Origin of the sequence: Pseudomonas fluorescens (genome assembly GCF_040448305.1) — a bacterium.
Classification (GTDB): Bacteria; Pseudomonadota; Gammaproteobacteria; order Pseudomonadales; family Pseudomonadaceae; genus Aquipseudomonas; species Aquipseudomonas fluorescens_BH.
On sequence record NZ_CP148752.1, the window covers coordinates 6,207,187 to 6,224,074 of the forward strand.

The following is a 16,888-nucleotide window of genomic DNA, read 5'->3' on the forward strand; positions in this document are numbered from 1 at the left end:
AATAATGTACTACCTAGTTACTTATGGCAATTTGTCGCAGGCAAAAATGTCATGAACGGTATTGAGGCCAGATCAAATCTCCGTCGCGAGCGTCCTGCAGGAACTGCCTGTAACATGCTTGCGCACTGATCCATGCCACTGGAGATAACCCTTTGCCTGACACTCGCACGCCTGTTCTCGATGAAATCGACCGCCAATTGATTGCCGCCCTGCAGATCAACGCCCGCGAGAGCGTGGCCATGCTCGCCCGACAACTGGGCATCGCCCGTACCACCGTCACTTCGCGCCTGGCGCGGCTGGAAAAGGCCAAGGTGATCACCGGTTACGGCGTGCGCCTCGGGCAGCGGGTGGTGGATGGCGGGTTGCAGGCGTATGTGGGGATAACCGTGCAACCGCGTTCCGGTAAAGAGGTTTTGCGCCGACTGAGTGCGATGGCGCAGGTGCAGCAGTTGTGTGCGGTGAGTGGCGAATTTGATTATGTGGCGTGGTTGCGCACCGATTCGCCGGAGCAGCTGGATCAGTTGCTGGACCAGATTGGCAGTGTGGATGGGGTGGAGAAGACCACGACCTCGATCATCTTGAGTAGCAAGATTGATCGGGGGCAGCCGGTTTGAGTTTCTGCCTGTAGTTTTTTTGGTGCCAGGGCTGGCCTCTTCGCGAGCAAGCCCGCTCCCACAGTGGTCAGTGTGCATTGATAGATCGTCATACTGATCAAACAAATAGCATAATGACGACACTTTGCGTCTTATTAACGTGTTCTGTGCTCTCTAGAATGGCTGGCATCTTTTCCTATACTCAGATGCGCATTCCGCGTCGGGTCGCCAGCAAGGTCAGCCATGAACAAGAACAATCGCCATCCTGCAGACGGTAAGAAACCAGTCACCATTTTCGGCCCGGACTTTCCTTTCGCCTTCGACGACTGGATCGAACACCCGGCCGGGCTGGGCAGCATTCCCGAGCACAATCACGGTGCCGAGGTGGCGATTGTTGGCGGCGGGATCGCCGGCCTGGTGGCGGCGTATGAGCTGATGAAGCTGGGCCTGAAACCGGTCGTTTACGAAGCCTCGAAAATGGGTGGCCGTCTGCGTTCCCAGGCATTCAATGGCGCCGAAGGAATCGTTGCCGAACTGGGTGGGATGCGCTTCCCGGTGTCGTCCACCGCGTTTTATCACTACGTCGACAAACTGGGTCTGGAAACCAAACCCTTCCCTAACCCGCTGACACCCGCGTCGGGCAGCACGGTGATCGACCTCGAAGGCCAGACCCATTACGCACAGAAGCTGTCGGATCTTCCTGCACTGTTCCAGGAAGTGGCTGACGCCTGGGCCGATGCACTGGAAGCTGGCTCGCAGTTCTCCGATATCCAGCAAGCCATTCGTGACCGCGACGTGCCACGCCTCAAGGAACTGTGGAACACCCTGGTGCCGCTGTGGGACGACCGCACCTTCTACGACTTCGTCGCCACCTCCAAGGCCTTCGCCAAGCTCTCGTTCCATCACCGTGAGGTGTTCGGCCAGGTCGGTTTCGGTACCGGCGGCTGGGACTCGGACTTCCCGAACTCGATGCTGGAAATCTTCCGAGTCGTCATGACCAACTGCGACGATCACCAGCACCTGGTGGTCGGCGGCGTGGAACAGGTGCCACAAGGCATCTGGCGCCATGTGCCGGAGAGTTGCGCGCATTGGCCGGCCGGCACCAGCCTCAGCTCGCTGCACAACGGCGCACCGCGTACCGGCGTGAAGAAAATTGCCCACGCGCCGGGCGGCCGTTTCGCCGTCACCGACAACTGGGGCGACACCCGCGAATACGCCGCGGTGCTGACCACCTGCCAAAGCTGGCTGCTGACCACCCAGATCGAATGCGACGAAACCCTGTTCTCGCAAAAGATGTGGATGGCTTTGGACCGCACCCGCTACATGCAGTCTTCGAAAACTTTCGTGATGGTCGACCGCCCGTTCTGGAAGGACAAGGATCCGGAAACCGGCCGCGACCTGATGAGCATGACCCTCACCGACCGCCTGACCCGTGGCACTTATCTGTTCGACAACGGCGACGACAAGCCGGGGGTGATTTGCCTGTCGTACTCGTGGATGAGCGACGCGCTGAAAATGCTGCCGCAGCCGGTGGAAAAACGCGTGAAGCTGGCATTGGATGCGTTGAAGAAGATCTACCCGAAAGTCGACATCGCCGCGCGGATCATCGGCGATCCGATCACTGTTTCGTGGGAAGCCGACCCGCATTTCCTCGGCGCGTTCAAAGGCGCCCTGCCCGGCCACTACCGCTACAACCAGCGCATGTACGCGCACTTCATGCAGGACGACATGCCAGCCGAGCAGCGCGGGATCTTCATCGCCGGTGACGACGTTTCGTGGACCCCGGCCTGGGTTGAGGGCGCGGTACAGACCTCGCTCAACGCGGTGTGGGGCATCATGAAACATTTCGGCGGTGCAACTCACGCCGAGAATCCGGGTCCAGGAGATGTGTTCAACGAGATCGGACCGATCGCCCTGCCCGAGTAAGAGGAATCCGAAATGCGCGTAGCCCTTTACCAATGTCCACCGCTGCCTCTGGATGTCGCCGGCAACCTGCAACGCTTGCAGCAGCTTGCGCTGGAGGCAAAAGGTGCCGACCTGCTGGTGCTGCCGGAGATGTTCCTGACCGGCTACAACATCGGCGTCGATGCCGTCAGCGTGTTGGCGGAGGTGTACAACGGTGAGTCGGCGCAGCAGATTGCGCGCATTGCCAAGGCAACCGGGATCGCCATTTTGTATGGCTATCCCGAGCGCACCGAGGACGGGCAGATCTACAACGCCGCGCAGTTGATCGACGCTAACGGCGAGCGCATCTGCAACTACCGCAAGACCCATCTGTTCGGCGATCTGGATCACTCGATGTTCAGTGCAGGTTCCGACGAGTTTCCCATCGTTGAGCTCAACGGCTGGAAGCTCGGTTTCCTGATCTGCTACGACCTGGAGTTTCCGGAAAACGCCCGACGCCTGGCCCTGGCCGGCGCCGAGCTGATCCTGGTACCGACCGCGAACATGATTCCGTTCGATTTCGTCGCCGATGTCACCGTGCGCTCCCGCGCCTTCGAAAACCAATGCTATGTGGCCTACGCCAACTACTGCGGCCATGAAGGCGACATCCACTACTGCGGCCAGAGCAGCATTGCTGCGCCGGATGGCAGTCGTATCGCTCAGGCGGGTCTGGATGAATCGCTGATCGTCGGAGAGCTGGATCGACAGTTGATGCTCGACTCCCGCGCCGCCAATCGCTACCTGATCGATCGCCGCCCTGAGCTTTACGGCGAGCTGAACAAGCCCTAATCCGCTAGCATTGGCACTTCACTGTTCTGGAAGTGCCCATGCCCGCGCTGAATCCCCTTCGCCCCCACACTGAAACCCTGGCCAATGGCTTGCGGGTGACGCTGCGTCATGCCCCGAATTTGAAGCGTTGCGCAGCAGCGTTGCGGGTCGCCGCGGGTAGCCATGATGTGCCGCTGGCGTGGCCTGGCCTGGCGCATTTTCTTGAGCATCTGCTGTTTCTGGGGACTGAGCGTTTTCCCGTGAGCCAGGGGCTGATGGCTTACGTCCAGAGCCATGGTGGACAAGTGAATGCGCGGACCAGCGAACGGACCACCGACTACTTTTTCGAATTACCGCCTCAAGCATTCGTTGGCGGATTGGAGCGTCTGTCAGACATGCTCGCCCATCCGCGTATGAATCCGGACGATCAACTGCGGGAACGGGAAGTGCTGCACGCGGAATATGTCGCGTGGTTGCAGGATCCGACAGCGCAGCAGCAGTTTGCACTGTTCAATGGCCTGGCCGAGGCTCATCCGCTACGGGGTTTTCATGCCGGCAATCGCGACAGTCTGCCGCTGCAACAACCCGAGTTTCAGCAGGCGTTGCAGGATTTTTATCAGCGCTATTACCAGACCGGGCAAATGACCTTGTGTCTGGCCGGGCCGCAGAGCCTCGATGAATTGAAAGCGATGGCCGAAGCCTTTGGCAGCGTCATTGTCAGAGGCGAAACAGCCACTCAACTCCCTTCAACGCCGCTGATGGACGCCTCCGCCAACAGTTATCAACAGGCTGGCGAGCGGCGCCTAGATCTGCTGTTTGCCCTTGAAGCGCTGCCCGATTTCTCTGCCGAAGCGTTGGCATTCCTGTGCCACTGGCTGAACGTGGTAAAACCCGGCGGCTTGTTGGCGGACTTGCGCGAGCGCGGGCTGGCCGATCACCTGAAAGCCCAGCCGCTGTATCAGTTCGCCGGGCAAGCCTTGCTACATATCGAATTCACCCTGCCCGCCGCCGGCTCGGCAACAGGCATCCGCGAACGCCTGCTGGACTGGCTCGGTTTCTTTGCCGAGCAAGACTGGAACCGATTGCGCGAAGAGTACGCAACCCTGCTCCAGCGCCGACAGCAAATCAGCAGTGCCTTGCAACTGGCCCGACTGGACAGCGAACCACGCGAATTCGGGTTAACCGAGCAGGACGTTACAGCCCTCAAGCAAATCCTCCAACAAATTGGCGCTGTGGATAACTTCAGCGGCCCTTGGCAATTGCCGGCACCCAACCCTTTTCTGCGCGCCGAAGCACCAGCAACCAACGCCGGATTGATTCGCGGCCAGACCAGCGCCCACCGTGGCCTGCGCACGTTTGCCCAGGATCGTTCGCGCAGCCGTCGTGAACGATCGCCGATGCAATTCAGCCAGGCATGGCCGGACAACGGTGCTGAAGGTGCGATTTATCTGCGCTGGCGTCTGGACTCGACTCCCGACAGCCACCTTCAATCACGGCTGGAGAACCACCTGCAATCGTTGCGCGAAGACGCGCACCAGGCCGGTGTGGATTTTTCCTTCAGTGCATCGGGCAACGAATGGCTGCTCAAACTGAACGGGCTACAGGAGCCGATGCCCAGCGTTCTGGAGCATGTGCTGAAAGAACTGATAAAACCCGATGCCGCTGTCTCACAAGCCGAATCGACCAGCGTTGCGTTGATACCGATTCGACAACTGCTCAAGGCATTGCCCGATCACTGCCTCAGGCACACCGCGAACCCGGACGACGTGCAGCAACTCTGGTCGAGTGCGCGATGGGATGGGCTGGCCATCGGATTATCGGCTCAGACTCAAGCAGCCATGGGCCTGGCCTTGAGCCGCATACCCGGCACGCCGGACAATCAACTGACGCCGCCCTCTTCGATCCTTGCACAGCATCTGTGGAGCACTGCCGATACTGCCTCCAACGAACACGCGTTGCTGCTGTTCTGTCCGACAGCCACCCAGGAAATGGCCGACGAAGCCGCGTGGCGTTTGCTCGCGCATGTCTGCCAGACACCGTTCTACCAACGCCTGCGGGTGGAGCTGCAACTTGGCTATGCGGTGTTCAGCGCCCTGCGGCAGATTCACGGGCAAACCGGGCTGCTGTTCGGTGTGCAATCGCCAGGCATTGCGCCGGAGGGGTTGCTGCAACACATCGAGCAATTCCTGAATCGATTGCCGGAGCTGATCCACGCGCTCGACGACACCACCTTCAACGCTCAACGCCAGGCCCTGGCGGATCAGTTTTGCAGCGCTGCGCTCACCACGGGTCAAGCGGCCGAATTGCTCTGGCAGGGCAAGCTGGCCGGCCGTTCGTCGGATTATCTGACGCAATTGCCCGAGGCCATTGTGCGCATTGACCGGACCGCTCTACTGGCTGCGGCCCAACGCCTGAATCAGGCCGAAGGCGGCTGGCTGTGCCTTGCCAACAGCGCAGCCCCAGGCGCGCCATGGCAAGCGGCAAAATGATCATTACCGGGGCTGCAAGGAGCTTTCTCAAAGTTTCACGGGCAATTTCTTTGAAATTTTGAGTAACATAGCAACCTAACTATCTTGAACATCTCTGACTTGAGGTGGACTATACCTATAGATAGCGCTATCCCACCCTACCTGAAGGAGTTCAATTTATGGCCTGGACCAAACCTGCCTACACCGACCTGCGTATTGGCTTTGAAGTCACCATGTACTTCGCAAGCCGCTAATCTCAGCTTTGACAGAGATGCAGCACAACGCCTCGGTTATCCGAGGCGTTTTATTTTCAGCGTTGAAATGATGGAGCGTCCATGTTTGTCCAGATTCTAGGTTCCGCTGCTGGCGGCGGCTTCCCCCAGTGGAACTGCAACTGCGTGAACTGCGCGGGCTTTCGCAACGGCAGCCTGCGGGCCAAGGCGCGGACGCAATCGTCCATCGCGATTTCCGATGACGGCGTGAACTGGGTGCTGTGCAACACCTCCCCGGACATTCGCGCCCAACTCCAGAGCTTCGCCCCGATGCAACCGGGCCGCGCCCTGCGCGATACCGGGATCGGCGCGATCATCCTGATGGACAGCCAGATCGACCACACCAACGGCCTGCTCATGCTGCGCGAAGGGTGCCCGCATCAGGTCTGGTGCACCGACATGGTCCACGAAGACCTGAGCAGCGGTTTTCCGCTGTTCACCATGCTCAAGCACTGGAATGGCGGGCTGACCTGGAATCAGATCGAGCTCGACCAGAGCTTCAGCGTACCGGCATGCCCGAACCTGCGCTTCACCCCGCTGCCTTTGCGCAGTGCCGCGCCGCCCTACTCCCCGCACCGCTTCGACCCGCATCCGGGCGACAACATCGGCCTGATCGTCGAAGACCTCAACACCGGCGGCAAACTGTTCTACGCACCGGGCCTGGGCAAGGTGGATGCAGCGCTGCTGGAGATCATGGCCGGCAGCGATTGCCTGCTGGTGGATGGAACCTTGTGGGATGACGATGAAATGCAGCGTCGCGGCGTGGGTACCCGCACCGGTCGCGAGATGGGACACCTGGCGCAGAACGGCCCCGGTGGGATGCTTGAAGTGCTGGAACAACTGCCCACGCAGCGCAAGGTGCTTATCCACATCAACAATACTAACCCGATTCTTGATGAAGATTCGCCGGAGCGCGCAGAGCTGGATCGGCGCGAGGTTGAAGTGGCGTATGACGGCATGAGTATTGTTTTATAAGTAGCCGAGACCGCTGCGCGGTCTATCGCGAGCAGGCTCGCTCCCACAGGGGTATGCGATCAACTGTGGGAGCGAGCCTGCTCGCGATGAGGCCAGCTCAGGCACTGAAGAATCCACCGGTCCTACCCGGAGAACCGCAATGACCGATACCCCAATGTCCCCCGCCGAATTCGAAGCCGCCCTGCGCGCCAAGGGCGCCTATTACCACATCCATCACCCCTACCACGTGGCGATGTACGAAGGCCGGGCCACCCGCGAGCAGATCCAGGGCTGGGTCGCCAACCGTTTCTACTATCAGGTGAACATCCCCCTGAAGGACGCGGCGATCCTCGCTAACTGCCCTGACCGCGAGATCCGCCGCGAGTGGATTCAGCGCCTGCTCGACCACGACGGCGCGCCCGGTGAAGACGGCGGCATCGAAGCCTGGCTGCGTCTGGGCCAGGCCGTGGGCCTCGACCCCGACCAACTGAGTTCCCAGGAGCTGGTGCTCCCCGGCGTACGCTTCGCCGTGGACGCCTATGTCAATTTCGCCCGCCGCGCCAGTTGGCAAGAAGCAGCGAGCAGCTCGCTGACCGAACTGTTCGCCCCGCAGATCCATCAATCGCGCCTGGACAGCTGGCCCCAGCATTACCCTTGGATCGACCCGGCCGGCTACGAGTATTTCCGCACGCGCCTGGGCCAGGCACGGCGTGATGTCGAGCATGGCCTGGCGATCACGCTGCAGCACTACACCACCCGTGAAGGCCAGGAGCGCATGCTGGAAATTCTCCAGTTCAAACTGGACATTCTTTGGAGCATGCTCGATGCCATGAGCATGGCCTACGAACTGAAACGCCCGCCGTATCACAGCGTGACCGGGGAACGGGTCTGGCACAAAGGAATCACCTTATGAGTTTCGATCGCAGCAAGACCCCGACCTGGCGTCCTGGCTACCGCTTCCAGTACGAACCGGCGCAAAAAGGCCATGTGCTGCTGTACCCGGAAGGCATGATCAAGCTCAATGAAAGCGCCGCGTTGATTGGTGGCTTGATTGATGGCGAGCGAGACGTGGCTGCCATCATCGCCGAACTCGATCAGCAGTTCCCCGGCGTGCCCGAGCTCGGTGACGACATCGAGCAATTCATGGAGGTTGCCCGTGCGCAGCACTGGATCGAACTTGCCTGATTCATCGGTGCAAGTACCGCCCAAACCCGAGATCGGCCTGCCGCTGTGGCTGCTCGCCGAGCTGACCTATCGCTGCCCGCTGCAATGCCCGTACTGCTCCAATCCGCTGGATTTCGCCGAGCAAGGCAAAGAGCTGAGCACCGAGCAGTGGATCAAGGTGTTTCGCGAAGCGCGGGAAATGGGTGCCGCGCAACTGGGCTTTTCCGGTGGCGAACCGCTAGTGCGCCAGGACCTCGCCGAGCTGATTGCCGAGGCCCGCAAACTGGGTTTCTACACCAACCTGATCACCTCCGGCATCGGCCTCACCGAGCAGAAAATCAGCGACTTCAAAAAGGCCGGTCTCGATCACATCCAGATCAGTTTCCAGGCCAGCGACGAGCAGGTGAACAACCTGCTGGCCGGTTCGAAAAAGGCCTTCGCACAGAAACTGGAAATGGCCCGGGCGGTGAAGGCCCACGGTTATCCGATGGTGCTGAACTTCGTCACCCATCGGCACAATATCGACCAGATCGACCGCATCATCGAGCTGTGCATCGCCCTGGAGGCGGACTTCGTCGAACTCGCCACGTGCCAGTTCTACGGCTGGGCGCAACTCAATCGCGTTGGGCTTTTGCCGACCAAAGAGCAACTGGTGCGCGCCGAACGCATAACCAACGAATACCGCGCCAAACTGGAAGCCGAAGGGCATCCGTGCAAGCTGATTTTCGTCACGCCGGACTATTACGAAGAACGCCCGAAAGCCTGCATGAACGGCTGGGGCAGTATTTTTCTGACGGTCACGCCGGACGGAACCGCACTGCCTTGTCACGGTGCCCGACAGATGCCGGTGCAGTTTCCCAACGTGCGCGACCACAGCATGCAGCACATCTGGTACGACTCGTTCGGCTTCAACCGCTTTCGCGGTTACGACTGGATGCCCGAGCCGTGCCGTTCCTGTGACGAGAAAGAAAAAGACTTCGGCGGCTGCCGCTGCCAGGCGTTCATGCTCACCGGTGATGCCAGCAACGCCGACCCGGTGTGCAGCAAGTCGCCACAACACAGCGTGATCCTCAAGGCCCGCGAAGAAGCCGAGCACGCCACCCAGACTATCGACCAACTGGCCTTTCGCAATGAACGAAACTCACGCCTCATCGCCAAAAGCTGAACCATTCAGTGCTGCCAAAGCCGTGGCCGCCGGTATCGACTTTGCCGAATTGCAGGTCGGTCCTCAGGGCCTGTTCTGGAACGAGTACCGCCCCGAAGACGCCGCATGCCGGATCTGGCATTGGCGCGACGGTGCAGCGAAATGCCTGACGCCACCGGGGTTCAGCGTGCGCAGTCGGGTGTACGAATATGGCGGCGGCGCGTTTTGTCTGACGGATGACGGCATCGTTTTCGTCAACGAGGCAGACCAGCAGTTGTATCGGCAATCACTGCAAGGCGAAGCGCCCGAAAGGCTGACGTCCGGGGCGTGCCGTTATGGCGATCTGCAGTTCGCCAACGGGCAAGTGCTGGCGGTCGAGGAGCATCGCGATCAACACCGACTGGTGGCAATCGATCTGTTGGATGGCGCATGTCACCTGCTGGCCGAGGGTGCCGATTTCTACGCGGCACCGACGCTGAGCCCTGATGCCCGGCGCCTGGCCTGGATCGAGTGGAGTCGCCCGGATCAGCCATGGACAGCGACCCGCTTGATGGTTGCCGAACGCCTCGCCAGCGGTGGCTTTGCCAACGCTCGTTGTGTGGCGGGCGACGGCGTTCAAGAGTCTGTGCAGCAACCGCGGTTTGATGCCGGCGGTCGCTTGTATTGCCTGACGGATCGCGCCGGTTACTGGCAGCCATGGAAAGAATCTGAAAAAGGCCTGAGTCCATTGCCAAGTGCCAGCGCCGACCATGGCCCCGCGCCCTGGCAACTCGGCGGCAGCACGTGGTTGCCGCTGAGCGACGACAGTTATCTGGCCAGTTGGACCGAGGGCGGGTTTGGCCGATTGGGCATGTGCGGCAATTCCAGCGCCGACTTCACTGGCGACTACAGCCGCTTTCGCCATCTGGCCGTGGATGAGCAGTTCATCTATTGCATCGCCGCGTCGCCCGTCAGTTCAACCGCCGTGATCGCTGTCGATCGCCTTTCTCGACAAGTAAAAGTGCTGGCCGGCGGGGTTGCCCCCTTGGCCGCCGAACAGATCAGCCGCCCGCAAACCTTGCGCTACCCAAGTGGCTCAGGCGAAGCACACGGCTTCTTCTACCCGGCGATGACCGGCGCGGCGAAACCGCCATTGGTAGTGTTCATCCATGGTGGCCCGACCTCGGCGTGTTACCCGATGCTCGATCCGCGCATCCAGTACTGGTCACAGCGGGGCTTCGCCGTGGCCGACCTCAACTATCGCGGCAGCAGCGGTTATGGCCGAGCCTATCGCCAGGCACTGCATTTGAGTTGGGGAGATGTGGATGTCGAAGACGCTTGCGCGGTGGTCAGCCATCTCGCCGAGCGTGGCTTGATCGATGGCGACAAAGCGTTCATTCGAGGTGGCAGTGCCGGCGGCTACACCACTCTCTGCGCCTTGGCCTTTCACAACGTGTTCCGCGCCGGCGCCAGTCTGTATGGGGTCAGCGACCCGGTGGCGCTGGGGCGCGCGACCCACAAATTCGAAAGCGACTATCTGGATTGGCTGATCGGTGATCCGCAACTGGATGCCGAACGCTACGCCGCACGCACGCCGCTGCTGCATGCCGGCAACATCCGCGTGCCGATGATCTTCTTTCAAGGAGAACTGGATGCCGTGGTCGTCCCGCAGCAGACCCGCGACATGGTCACGGCGCTGCAAGACAACGGCATCCTGGTCGAAGCGCATTACTACGCGGACGAACGCCACGGCTTTCGCAAGGCCGGTAATCAGGCCCATGCGCTGGAGCAGGAGTGGTTGTTTTATCGGCGGGTGATGGATTCAGTGGACTGAAGCCTGCGTTCATTGCCGAAACGGTGGCGCCGTCTTCGCGGGCAAGTCGGATCGCCGCATCGCCGCTCCCACAGGTTCTGCGGCGTGCACAAATCCTGTGGGAGCGAGCCTGCTCGCGAAGGCGGCCTGACTGCCGACGCTCAGCTCAGCGCTTGGCGATGATGTACACCGCATGCACGATCCCGGGAATGTAACCGCACAACGTCAGCAGAATGTTCAGCCAGAACGCCCCGCCGAATCCTACTTGCAGAAACACACCCAGTGGCGGCAACAGGATGGCGATGATGATGCGAATAAAGTCCATGGGACAGCTCCTGATTGGGGTGGACTCGTTCGAGCCCTACAGTTAATCGACCTGTGCCGTTTGTCAGGGTTCAGCCCGACTCCTCAGGCCAGTATCTCCAGACCGTGTTTGCGCACGATACTCAGCAACTTCAGCGCCATGCCACTGGGGTGCTTATCCCCTGCTTCCCATTGCTTGACTGTGGAAGCACTGGTGTTCAGGTAGCGCGCAAACACCGGTTGGCTGACATTGTTGCGCTCACGCAATGCCTTGATCTCTTGCGCGGGAATTGCATCCGGTACCGTTGCAAGACAAGACTCATCGAACTCACGCATGGTCGCCTTGCTGATTGCACCGATGGCGTACAAGGCACTGGCCGATTCGTGGATCGATTCCGATAGCTCACTTTTGAATTTTTTACTCATTTGGTATCTCCACAAACTCCTTTGCATCCAGCAAGCGCTGAATTTCCATTTCGGTCAGTCCACCATATGTCTTGGCCAACTCTCGCAAGTCGAGCAAATGTCTGGGACTGATATTGCTCTGATCTTTCTTTGCGTACAGGAACTGATAGACCCAATGAGCACCGCCCTTCGCCAGGATAATCGAGCGATGGCGGTTGGCATTCAAACGCTTCTTCCAGACCCCGCCGCCCAAATTGTCAGCCTGACCATTGAGCATTTCGGTGAATGCCTCCCGGAGCTCATCATCACCGATCCAGGCCTTGGCAGCCTGTATTGCGAAGCGCTTTGTCTTGAACAGCCTTGGTGACATCGGCATCCCTTCCATAAACATACCACTTAGTGGTATAGAAATCAAAACCAACGCGACAGCAACACCGTTTCGCTGGCACCGGCAGTCCCTGCCGATTCACGCTAGAAAGCCATTGATGTGCCAACCGCTCAAGCCGAGATTGCCTTTGGAAAAACCCGGCCACAAAAAAACACCCCACGCCAAAAGTGTCGGGCGTGAGGCGTGCGTATTACCGCGAGACGGTTCTGGAATGTGTGCAGGGCGCGTCTGATCAGACGGCAATCCCTTTGCGGCACTGCAATTGCGCGGTGCGTACTCGGGAGAAGGCCCGCGTCAGGCGCAGGAGCATTTCATCGATGTTGGCGTTGCTGACATTAAGCGCAGGGGTAAAGCGCAGGCAGTCGGGTTGCGGGGCATTGAGCAGCAAGCCTTCGTACAGCGCAGCCTTGACCACCGCGTCAGCGGAGTCGTCCGACAGCGTCAGCCCCCAAAGCAGCCCTTGTCCGCGCAACTCGCCGTGACCGTAACGATGGGCCAGACGCGCCAATCCTTCACGCAGGTGCTGACCGGTTTCTGCGACGTGTTTGAGGAACCCCTTGTCCTGCACGGTATCGAGCACCGAAAGTCCGGCAGCGGTCATCAACGCATTACCGTGATGAGTGCCTGTCACCTCGCCAATGTCGAAACAGCAAGCCTTGCCCCGCGCCAGCAGCGCGGCCAATGGCACACCGCCGCCCAAGCCTTTGCCGAGCACGACGATATCCGCCCTGACGCCGCAGGACTGTTCAGCGAGCAGGGTGCCACAACGGCCGATGCCGGTTTGCACTTCGTCAAGGATCAGCAAAATGCCGAGTTCACGGCACAAGCGTTCGACGCCCTTGAGGTAGTGCGCGGTGGCCGGGATCACGCCGGCTTCGCTCTGGATCGGCTCGAGCATGATCGCTACGGTCCGCTCATCCACGGCCGTATGCAACGCAGGCAGGTCATTGAACGGGACACGACTGAAGCCTGGCAATTGCGGCTCGAATCGGTTGATCAATGTCGAACTGTCCGACGCCGAAATCGTCGCCAGGCTCCGGCCGTGGCAACCGTTGTTGGCCACTATGATTCGCGACGCACCGCCGCGATGCTGTTGACCCCATTTGCGCGCCAGTTTGATCGCCGCCTCGCAGGCTTCGCTGCCGGTATTGAGCAGGTAGGCCTGATCACTGCCGGTGCTGGCACACAGATGTTCGGCGAGGCTGAGCATGCCGCGGTTATGCAGGTCGAAGCCCGGATTGATCAGCGACTGAGCCTGGGCTGTGATTGCATTGACCAGTACCGAAGGGCTATGACCAAGGCTATTGGCCCCGCCGCCTTGGGAAAAGTCCAGATACGCACGGTCATCGCTGTCCCACAACCATGAACCCTGGCCACGCACAAACACCTGTTTCGGCCGTTCGACACTGGGCATCAAGTACTCGCTGGAAAGGTTAACGCCTTGGGATGGCCGGGAGGCGTCCATGACCAGATCGTCAAGACTGGGAGGACTGCGGCGTAGACTGAACAGATTCATCTGAAAAAAACCCTTTTGAGGTTTTTTGCCTTGCCTATGTAAATACCATCGAAGCAAAGGGTATTCATCGCGCTCTGTGGCCCTGTAAGCCCTGTGAATGCGGTTAGACTAGGCTCAGGCGAGGCGTTCAGCCATTTCGTTTTCCCAGCATTTTCGATAAGTAACACTTATGGATTTCAAGCAACTGCGTTATTTCGTCGCGGTCTATGAAGAAGGTCACGTGGGCCGGGCCGCCGAGCGCCTGTCCATCTCCCAGCCGGCGCTGTCCCAGCAAATCCGTCACCTCGAACAAAACCTCGATGTGAGCCTGTTCGAGCGCAGCAGCAAACGTCTGTTGCCGACCCTCGCGGCCCATACGCTGTACAACCACGCCCTGCCTTTGCTCGATGGCCTGCAACGGGCACGGGAGGCGCTCGGCAACTTCAAGGGTCAGGCGCTGCGCACCTTGGCCATCGGTGTATTGCAGACCGTGCATACCAGTCTCGTTCCGCAGATGCTCGAACGGGTGCGCAAGGCGCAGCCGCATCTGGTGGTGCAAATCTATGAATTGACCGGCCTGGAAATCGAGCGGCGACTGCTCAACGGTTCTCTGGATATCGGCATCGGCTACCTGCCGCCCCGCCAGCCTGGCTTACATGGCGTGATGCTGTACGAAGATGAACTGACCCTGGTCATCCCGGCAGAGCATCCGCTGCGTGAATTCAAGAAAGTGTCCATGAGTCAGGCTGCCGAACTGCCGATGTTACTGCTGGGCGAGGAATTTCAGATCAGGCAGATCTGGCAGGCACAGCTGACAAGCCTCGGACGTCGCCCACAGGTGCAAGCCGAGCTGAACAACATGGCCGGCATCCTCGACAGCCTGCCGCACACGCGCCTGGCGACAGTGCTGCCCGGTCGCTCGCAAAAGACCCATGGCAACCACGAACTGCTGTGGAAACCCCTGAGCGAACCCCGAGTGCCGCTGAAAGTCGGTTTGGTGTGTCGGGATGTGCAACGGCAGCAGGCCTCGCTGGCATTGCTGCGGACATTGCTGGAAGAAGTGATAAATGGCCCGGATGGGCGCTTGAACGGCGCACAGGCGCTGGATGGGGCAAGCTGAAAACTTTTCTTCAGGCAAAAGAAAACCCCGCCGAAGCGGGGCTTTGCAGACTGTTTCCCTGACATCCATTTCACTCCACCGTCCTGGCAGAATCCTACGTGTCCCTGTTGTTGCTTTGCGCTTCCTGCGCTACGTCCATGTGAAGTAGATTAGCTGTGGATCCAATTTGCATCCATGGGAGAACAGCAGCACGTCATGTAAGAGAATGCTTACATAACGTTACTTCATCAGAATTGTCCTGCATCCAGCAGAAACAACGATTCGCTACCGGCCTTCACTGACGCGCTCAACGAGTGGATGCGCGGCAACAGGCGGGCAAAATAGAACCGCGCCGTGCCCAGTTTGCTGGCGTAGAAATCGTCTTGCGCTTCCTTGCCGAAAGCAGCCTTGGCCATCAGTGCCCACATGTAGGCGTACGCCACGTAACCGAACACCTGTAGATACTCGACCGACGCCGCGCCGATTTCGTTCGGATTGCTCTTCGCACGATCCAGCAACCACGCGGTCAGTTCATCGAGGGTGGTCACTGCGTCGTTCAGCGGCTTGGTGAACTCGGCGAGGTCCGTGCTGGCGGTCGCCGTGAAGTGGCGAATCTCGTCGGCGAACAGGTTGTAAAACGCCCCGCCGCTACCCACGATCTTGCGCCCGACCAGGTCCAGCGCCTGAATGCCGTTGGTGCCTTCGTAGATCTGGGTGATGCGCACGTCACGCACCAGTTGCTCCTGGCCCCATTCACGGATGTAACCGTGGCCGCCAAAGACTTGCTGGCCGTGTACGGTGGTTTCCAGGCCGAGGTCGGTCAGGAACGCCTTGGCCACCGGGGTCAGCAACGCCACCAGGTCTTCCGCACGCTTGCGGGTGGTTGCATCTTCGCTGAACTTGGCGGTGTCCAGTTGCATCGCCACGTAGGTGGAGAACGCACGACCACCTTCGTTCGAGGCTTTCATGGTCAGCAGCATGCGACGCACGTCCGGGTGGACGATGATCGGGTCAGCGACTTTGTCCTTGTTCTGCGCGCCGGTTGGCGAACGGCTTTGCAGACGGTCACGGGCGTATTCCACGGCGTTCTGGTACGAGCGTTCGCCAGTGGCCAGGCCCTGGATACCGACACCCAGTCGCTCGTAGTTCATCATGGTGAACATCGCCGCCAGGCCTTTGTTCGGCTCCCCGACCAGATAACCCACGGCTTCATCGAAGTTCATCACGCAGGTCGCGGACGCCTGGATGCCCATCTTGTGCTCGATCGAACCGCAGTTCGCCGGGTTGCGCGCGCCTAGGCTGCCATCGGCATTGACCATGAACTTCGGCACCAGGAACAGCGAAATGCCTTTCGGCCCCGCCGGTGCATCCGGCAGCTTGGCCAGCACCAGGTGGATGATGTTTTCGGTCAGGTCGTGTTCGCCACCGGTGATGAAGATCTTGGTGCCGCTGACCTTGTAGGAACCGTCGGCCTGAGGCTCGGCTTTGGTACGGATGATCCCCAGGTCTGTACCGGCGTGTGGCTCGGTCAGGCACATGGAACCGGCCCAGATGCCGGCGTACATGTTCGGCAGGTACGCGGCTTTGAGTTCTTCGCTGGCGTGGGCGTTGATCGACAGGCAAGCGCCGGCGGTCAGCATCGGGTACAGGCCGAACGACAGACTGGCGGAGTTGACCATTTCTTCGACCTGGGCCGAAACGGCTTTGGGCATGCCCATGCCGCCGTAGGACGGATCGCCACCGACACCGACCCAGCCGCCTTCAGCGTAGGTCTGATAGGCCTGTGGGAAACCTGCCGGCGTGGTGACGGCACCGTCCGCCCAATGGCAACCTTCTTCGTCAGCGGCACGGCTCAGCGGTGCGATGCTTTTGCTGGTGACTTTGCCGGCTTCTTCCAGGATGGCTTCGACCGTTTCTGCATCGACGGTTTCAGCCAGTGCAGGCAGTTCGGCCCAGAGTTTGGCGACCTCGAAAACTTCATTGAGGACGAAGCGCATATCGCGCAGGGGCGCTTTGTAGTCAGCCATGGCAAACCTCGCAAGATCTATACAGGTGATTCACAGGAAGAGTGTTTTCGTTGGGTCGGAGTGTACCCCAAC

The 16,888-nt window shown here is 60.0% G+C and carries 16 protein-coding genes; 11 read left to right on the forward strand and 5 right to left on the reverse strand.

All coding sequences use genetic code 11. The annotated features are described in order from the left end of the window. Positions 1 to 152 precede the first annotated feature (152 nt). The 10 genes from WHX55_RS28370 to WHX55_RS28415 all read left to right on the forward strand — a co-directional run bounded on the left by WHX55_RS28370 (position 153) and on the right by WHX55_RS28415 (position 11,120). Positions 153 to 614, forward strand: a complete 462-nt coding sequence (locus WHX55_RS28370; protein WP_046039454.1) for an Lrp/AsnC family transcriptional regulator — start codon at positions 153 to 155, stop codon at positions 612 to 614. 222 nt (positions 615 to 836) lie between these two features. Then, complete coding sequence (locus WHX55_RS28375; protein WP_150725185.1) at positions 837 to 2,519, forward strand: NAD(P)/FAD-dependent oxidoreductase; 1,683 nt, start codon at positions 837 to 839, stop codon at positions 2,517 to 2,519. A 12-nt stretch (positions 2,520 to 2,531) separates the two neighbouring features. Beyond that, positions 2,532 to 3,326, forward strand: coding sequence for a carbon-nitrogen hydrolase family protein (locus tag WHX55_RS28380; protein WP_353741687.1), 795 nt, complete (start codon positions 2,532 to 2,534; stop codon positions 3,324 to 3,326). Between the two features lie 38 nt (positions 3,327 to 3,364). Then, positions 3,365 to 5,794, forward strand: coding sequence for a pyrroloquinoline quinone biosynthesis protein PqqF (pqqF, locus tag WHX55_RS28385; protein WP_353741688.1), 2,430 nt, complete (start codon positions 3,365 to 3,367; stop codon positions 5,792 to 5,794). A 158-nt stretch (positions 5,795 to 5,952) separates the two neighbouring features. After that, positions 5,953 to 6,027: a pyrroloquinoline quinone precursor peptide PqqA gene (pqqA, locus tag WHX55_RS28390; RefSeq protein ID WP_003444522.1), complete on the forward strand. Its 75-nt coding sequence runs from the start codon at positions 5,953 to 5,955 to the stop codon at positions 6,025 to 6,027. Between the two features lie 81 nt (positions 6,028 to 6,108). Next, positions 6,109 to 7,020, forward strand: a complete 912-nt coding sequence (gene pqqB, locus WHX55_RS28395) for a pyrroloquinoline quinone biosynthesis protein PqqB (RefSeq protein ID WP_353741689.1) — start codon at positions 6,109 to 6,111, stop codon at positions 7,018 to 7,020. A 139-nt stretch (positions 7,021 to 7,159) separates the two neighbouring features. Continuing rightward, positions 7,160 to 7,912 (forward strand): pyrroloquinoline-quinone synthase PqqC, encoded by a 753-nt coding sequence (gene pqqC, locus WHX55_RS28400; RefSeq protein WP_353741690.1) that lies wholly within the window; start codon positions 7,160 to 7,162, stop codon positions 7,910 to 7,912. Then, complete coding sequence (gene pqqD / locus WHX55_RS28405; protein ID WP_008051583.1) at positions 7,909 to 8,184, forward strand: pyrroloquinoline quinone biosynthesis peptide chaperone PqqD; 276 nt, start codon at positions 7,909 to 7,911, stop codon at positions 8,182 to 8,184. The genes pqqC and pqqD overlap by 4 nt, the downstream gene beginning before the upstream one ends. Then, positions 8,156 to 9,328 (forward strand): pyrroloquinoline quinone biosynthesis protein PqqE, encoded by a 1,173-nt coding sequence (gene pqqE / locus WHX55_RS28410; protein WP_353741691.1) that lies wholly within the window; start codon positions 8,156 to 8,158, stop codon positions 9,326 to 9,328. Before pqqD ends, pqqE begins: the two co-directional genes overlap by 29 nt. Continuing rightward, positions 9,294 to 11,120, forward strand: coding sequence for a S9 family peptidase (locus WHX55_RS28415; RefSeq protein ID WP_353741692.1), 1,827 nt, complete (start codon positions 9,294 to 9,296; stop codon positions 11,118 to 11,120). Before pqqE ends, WHX55_RS28415 begins: the two co-directional genes overlap by 35 nt. 145 nt (positions 11,121 to 11,265) lie before the next feature. Here WHX55_RS28415 and WHX55_RS28420 read toward each other — a convergent pair whose 3' ends face one another. The 4 genes from WHX55_RS28420 to WHX55_RS28435 all read right to left on the reverse strand — a co-directional run bounded on the left by WHX55_RS28420 (position 11,266) and on the right by WHX55_RS28435 (position 13,711). Beyond that, positions 11,266 to 11,424 (reverse strand): YqaE/Pmp3 family membrane protein, encoded by a 159-nt coding sequence (locus tag WHX55_RS28420; RefSeq protein ID WP_003228885.1) that lies wholly within the window; start codon positions 11,422 to 11,424, stop codon positions 11,266 to 11,268. 83 nt (positions 11,425 to 11,507) lie between these two features. Then, entirely contained in the window at positions 11,508 to 11,828 is a 321-nt protein-coding gene (locus WHX55_RS28425; protein WP_095944833.1) for a DNA-binding transcriptional regulator, read from the reverse strand. Beyond that, on the reverse strand, positions 11,821 to 12,177 hold the full coding sequence (locus tag WHX55_RS28430) for a type II toxin-antitoxin system RelE/ParE family toxin (protein WP_150759058.1): 357 nt from the start codon (positions 12,175 to 12,177) through the stop codon (positions 11,821 to 11,823). Before WHX55_RS28430 ends, WHX55_RS28425 begins: the two co-directional genes overlap by 8 nt. Before the next feature lie 250 nt (positions 12,178 to 12,427). Continuing rightward, positions 12,428 to 13,711 (reverse strand): aminotransferase class III-fold pyridoxal phosphate-dependent enzyme, encoded by a 1,284-nt coding sequence (locus tag WHX55_RS28435; protein ID WP_353741693.1) that lies wholly within the window; start codon positions 13,709 to 13,711, stop codon positions 12,428 to 12,430. A gap of 169 nt (positions 13,712 to 13,880) precedes the next feature. On the opposite strand from WHX55_RS28435, the gene WHX55_RS28440 reads away from it, so the two are divergent. Then, positions 13,881 to 14,810: a LysR family transcriptional regulator gene (locus WHX55_RS28440; protein ID WP_150725177.1), complete on the forward strand. Its 930-nt coding sequence runs from the start codon at positions 13,881 to 13,883 to the stop codon at positions 14,808 to 14,810. 227 nt (positions 14,811 to 15,037) lie between these two features. Here the strand turns inward: WHX55_RS28440 and WHX55_RS28445 are convergent, their stop codons facing one another. Continuing rightward, on the reverse strand, positions 15,038 to 16,816 hold the full coding sequence (locus WHX55_RS28445) for an acyl-CoA dehydrogenase C-terminal domain-containing protein (RefSeq protein ID WP_150725176.1): 1,779 nt from the start codon (positions 16,814 to 16,816) through the stop codon (positions 15,038 to 15,040). Positions 16,817 to 16,888 lie beyond the last annotated feature (72 nt).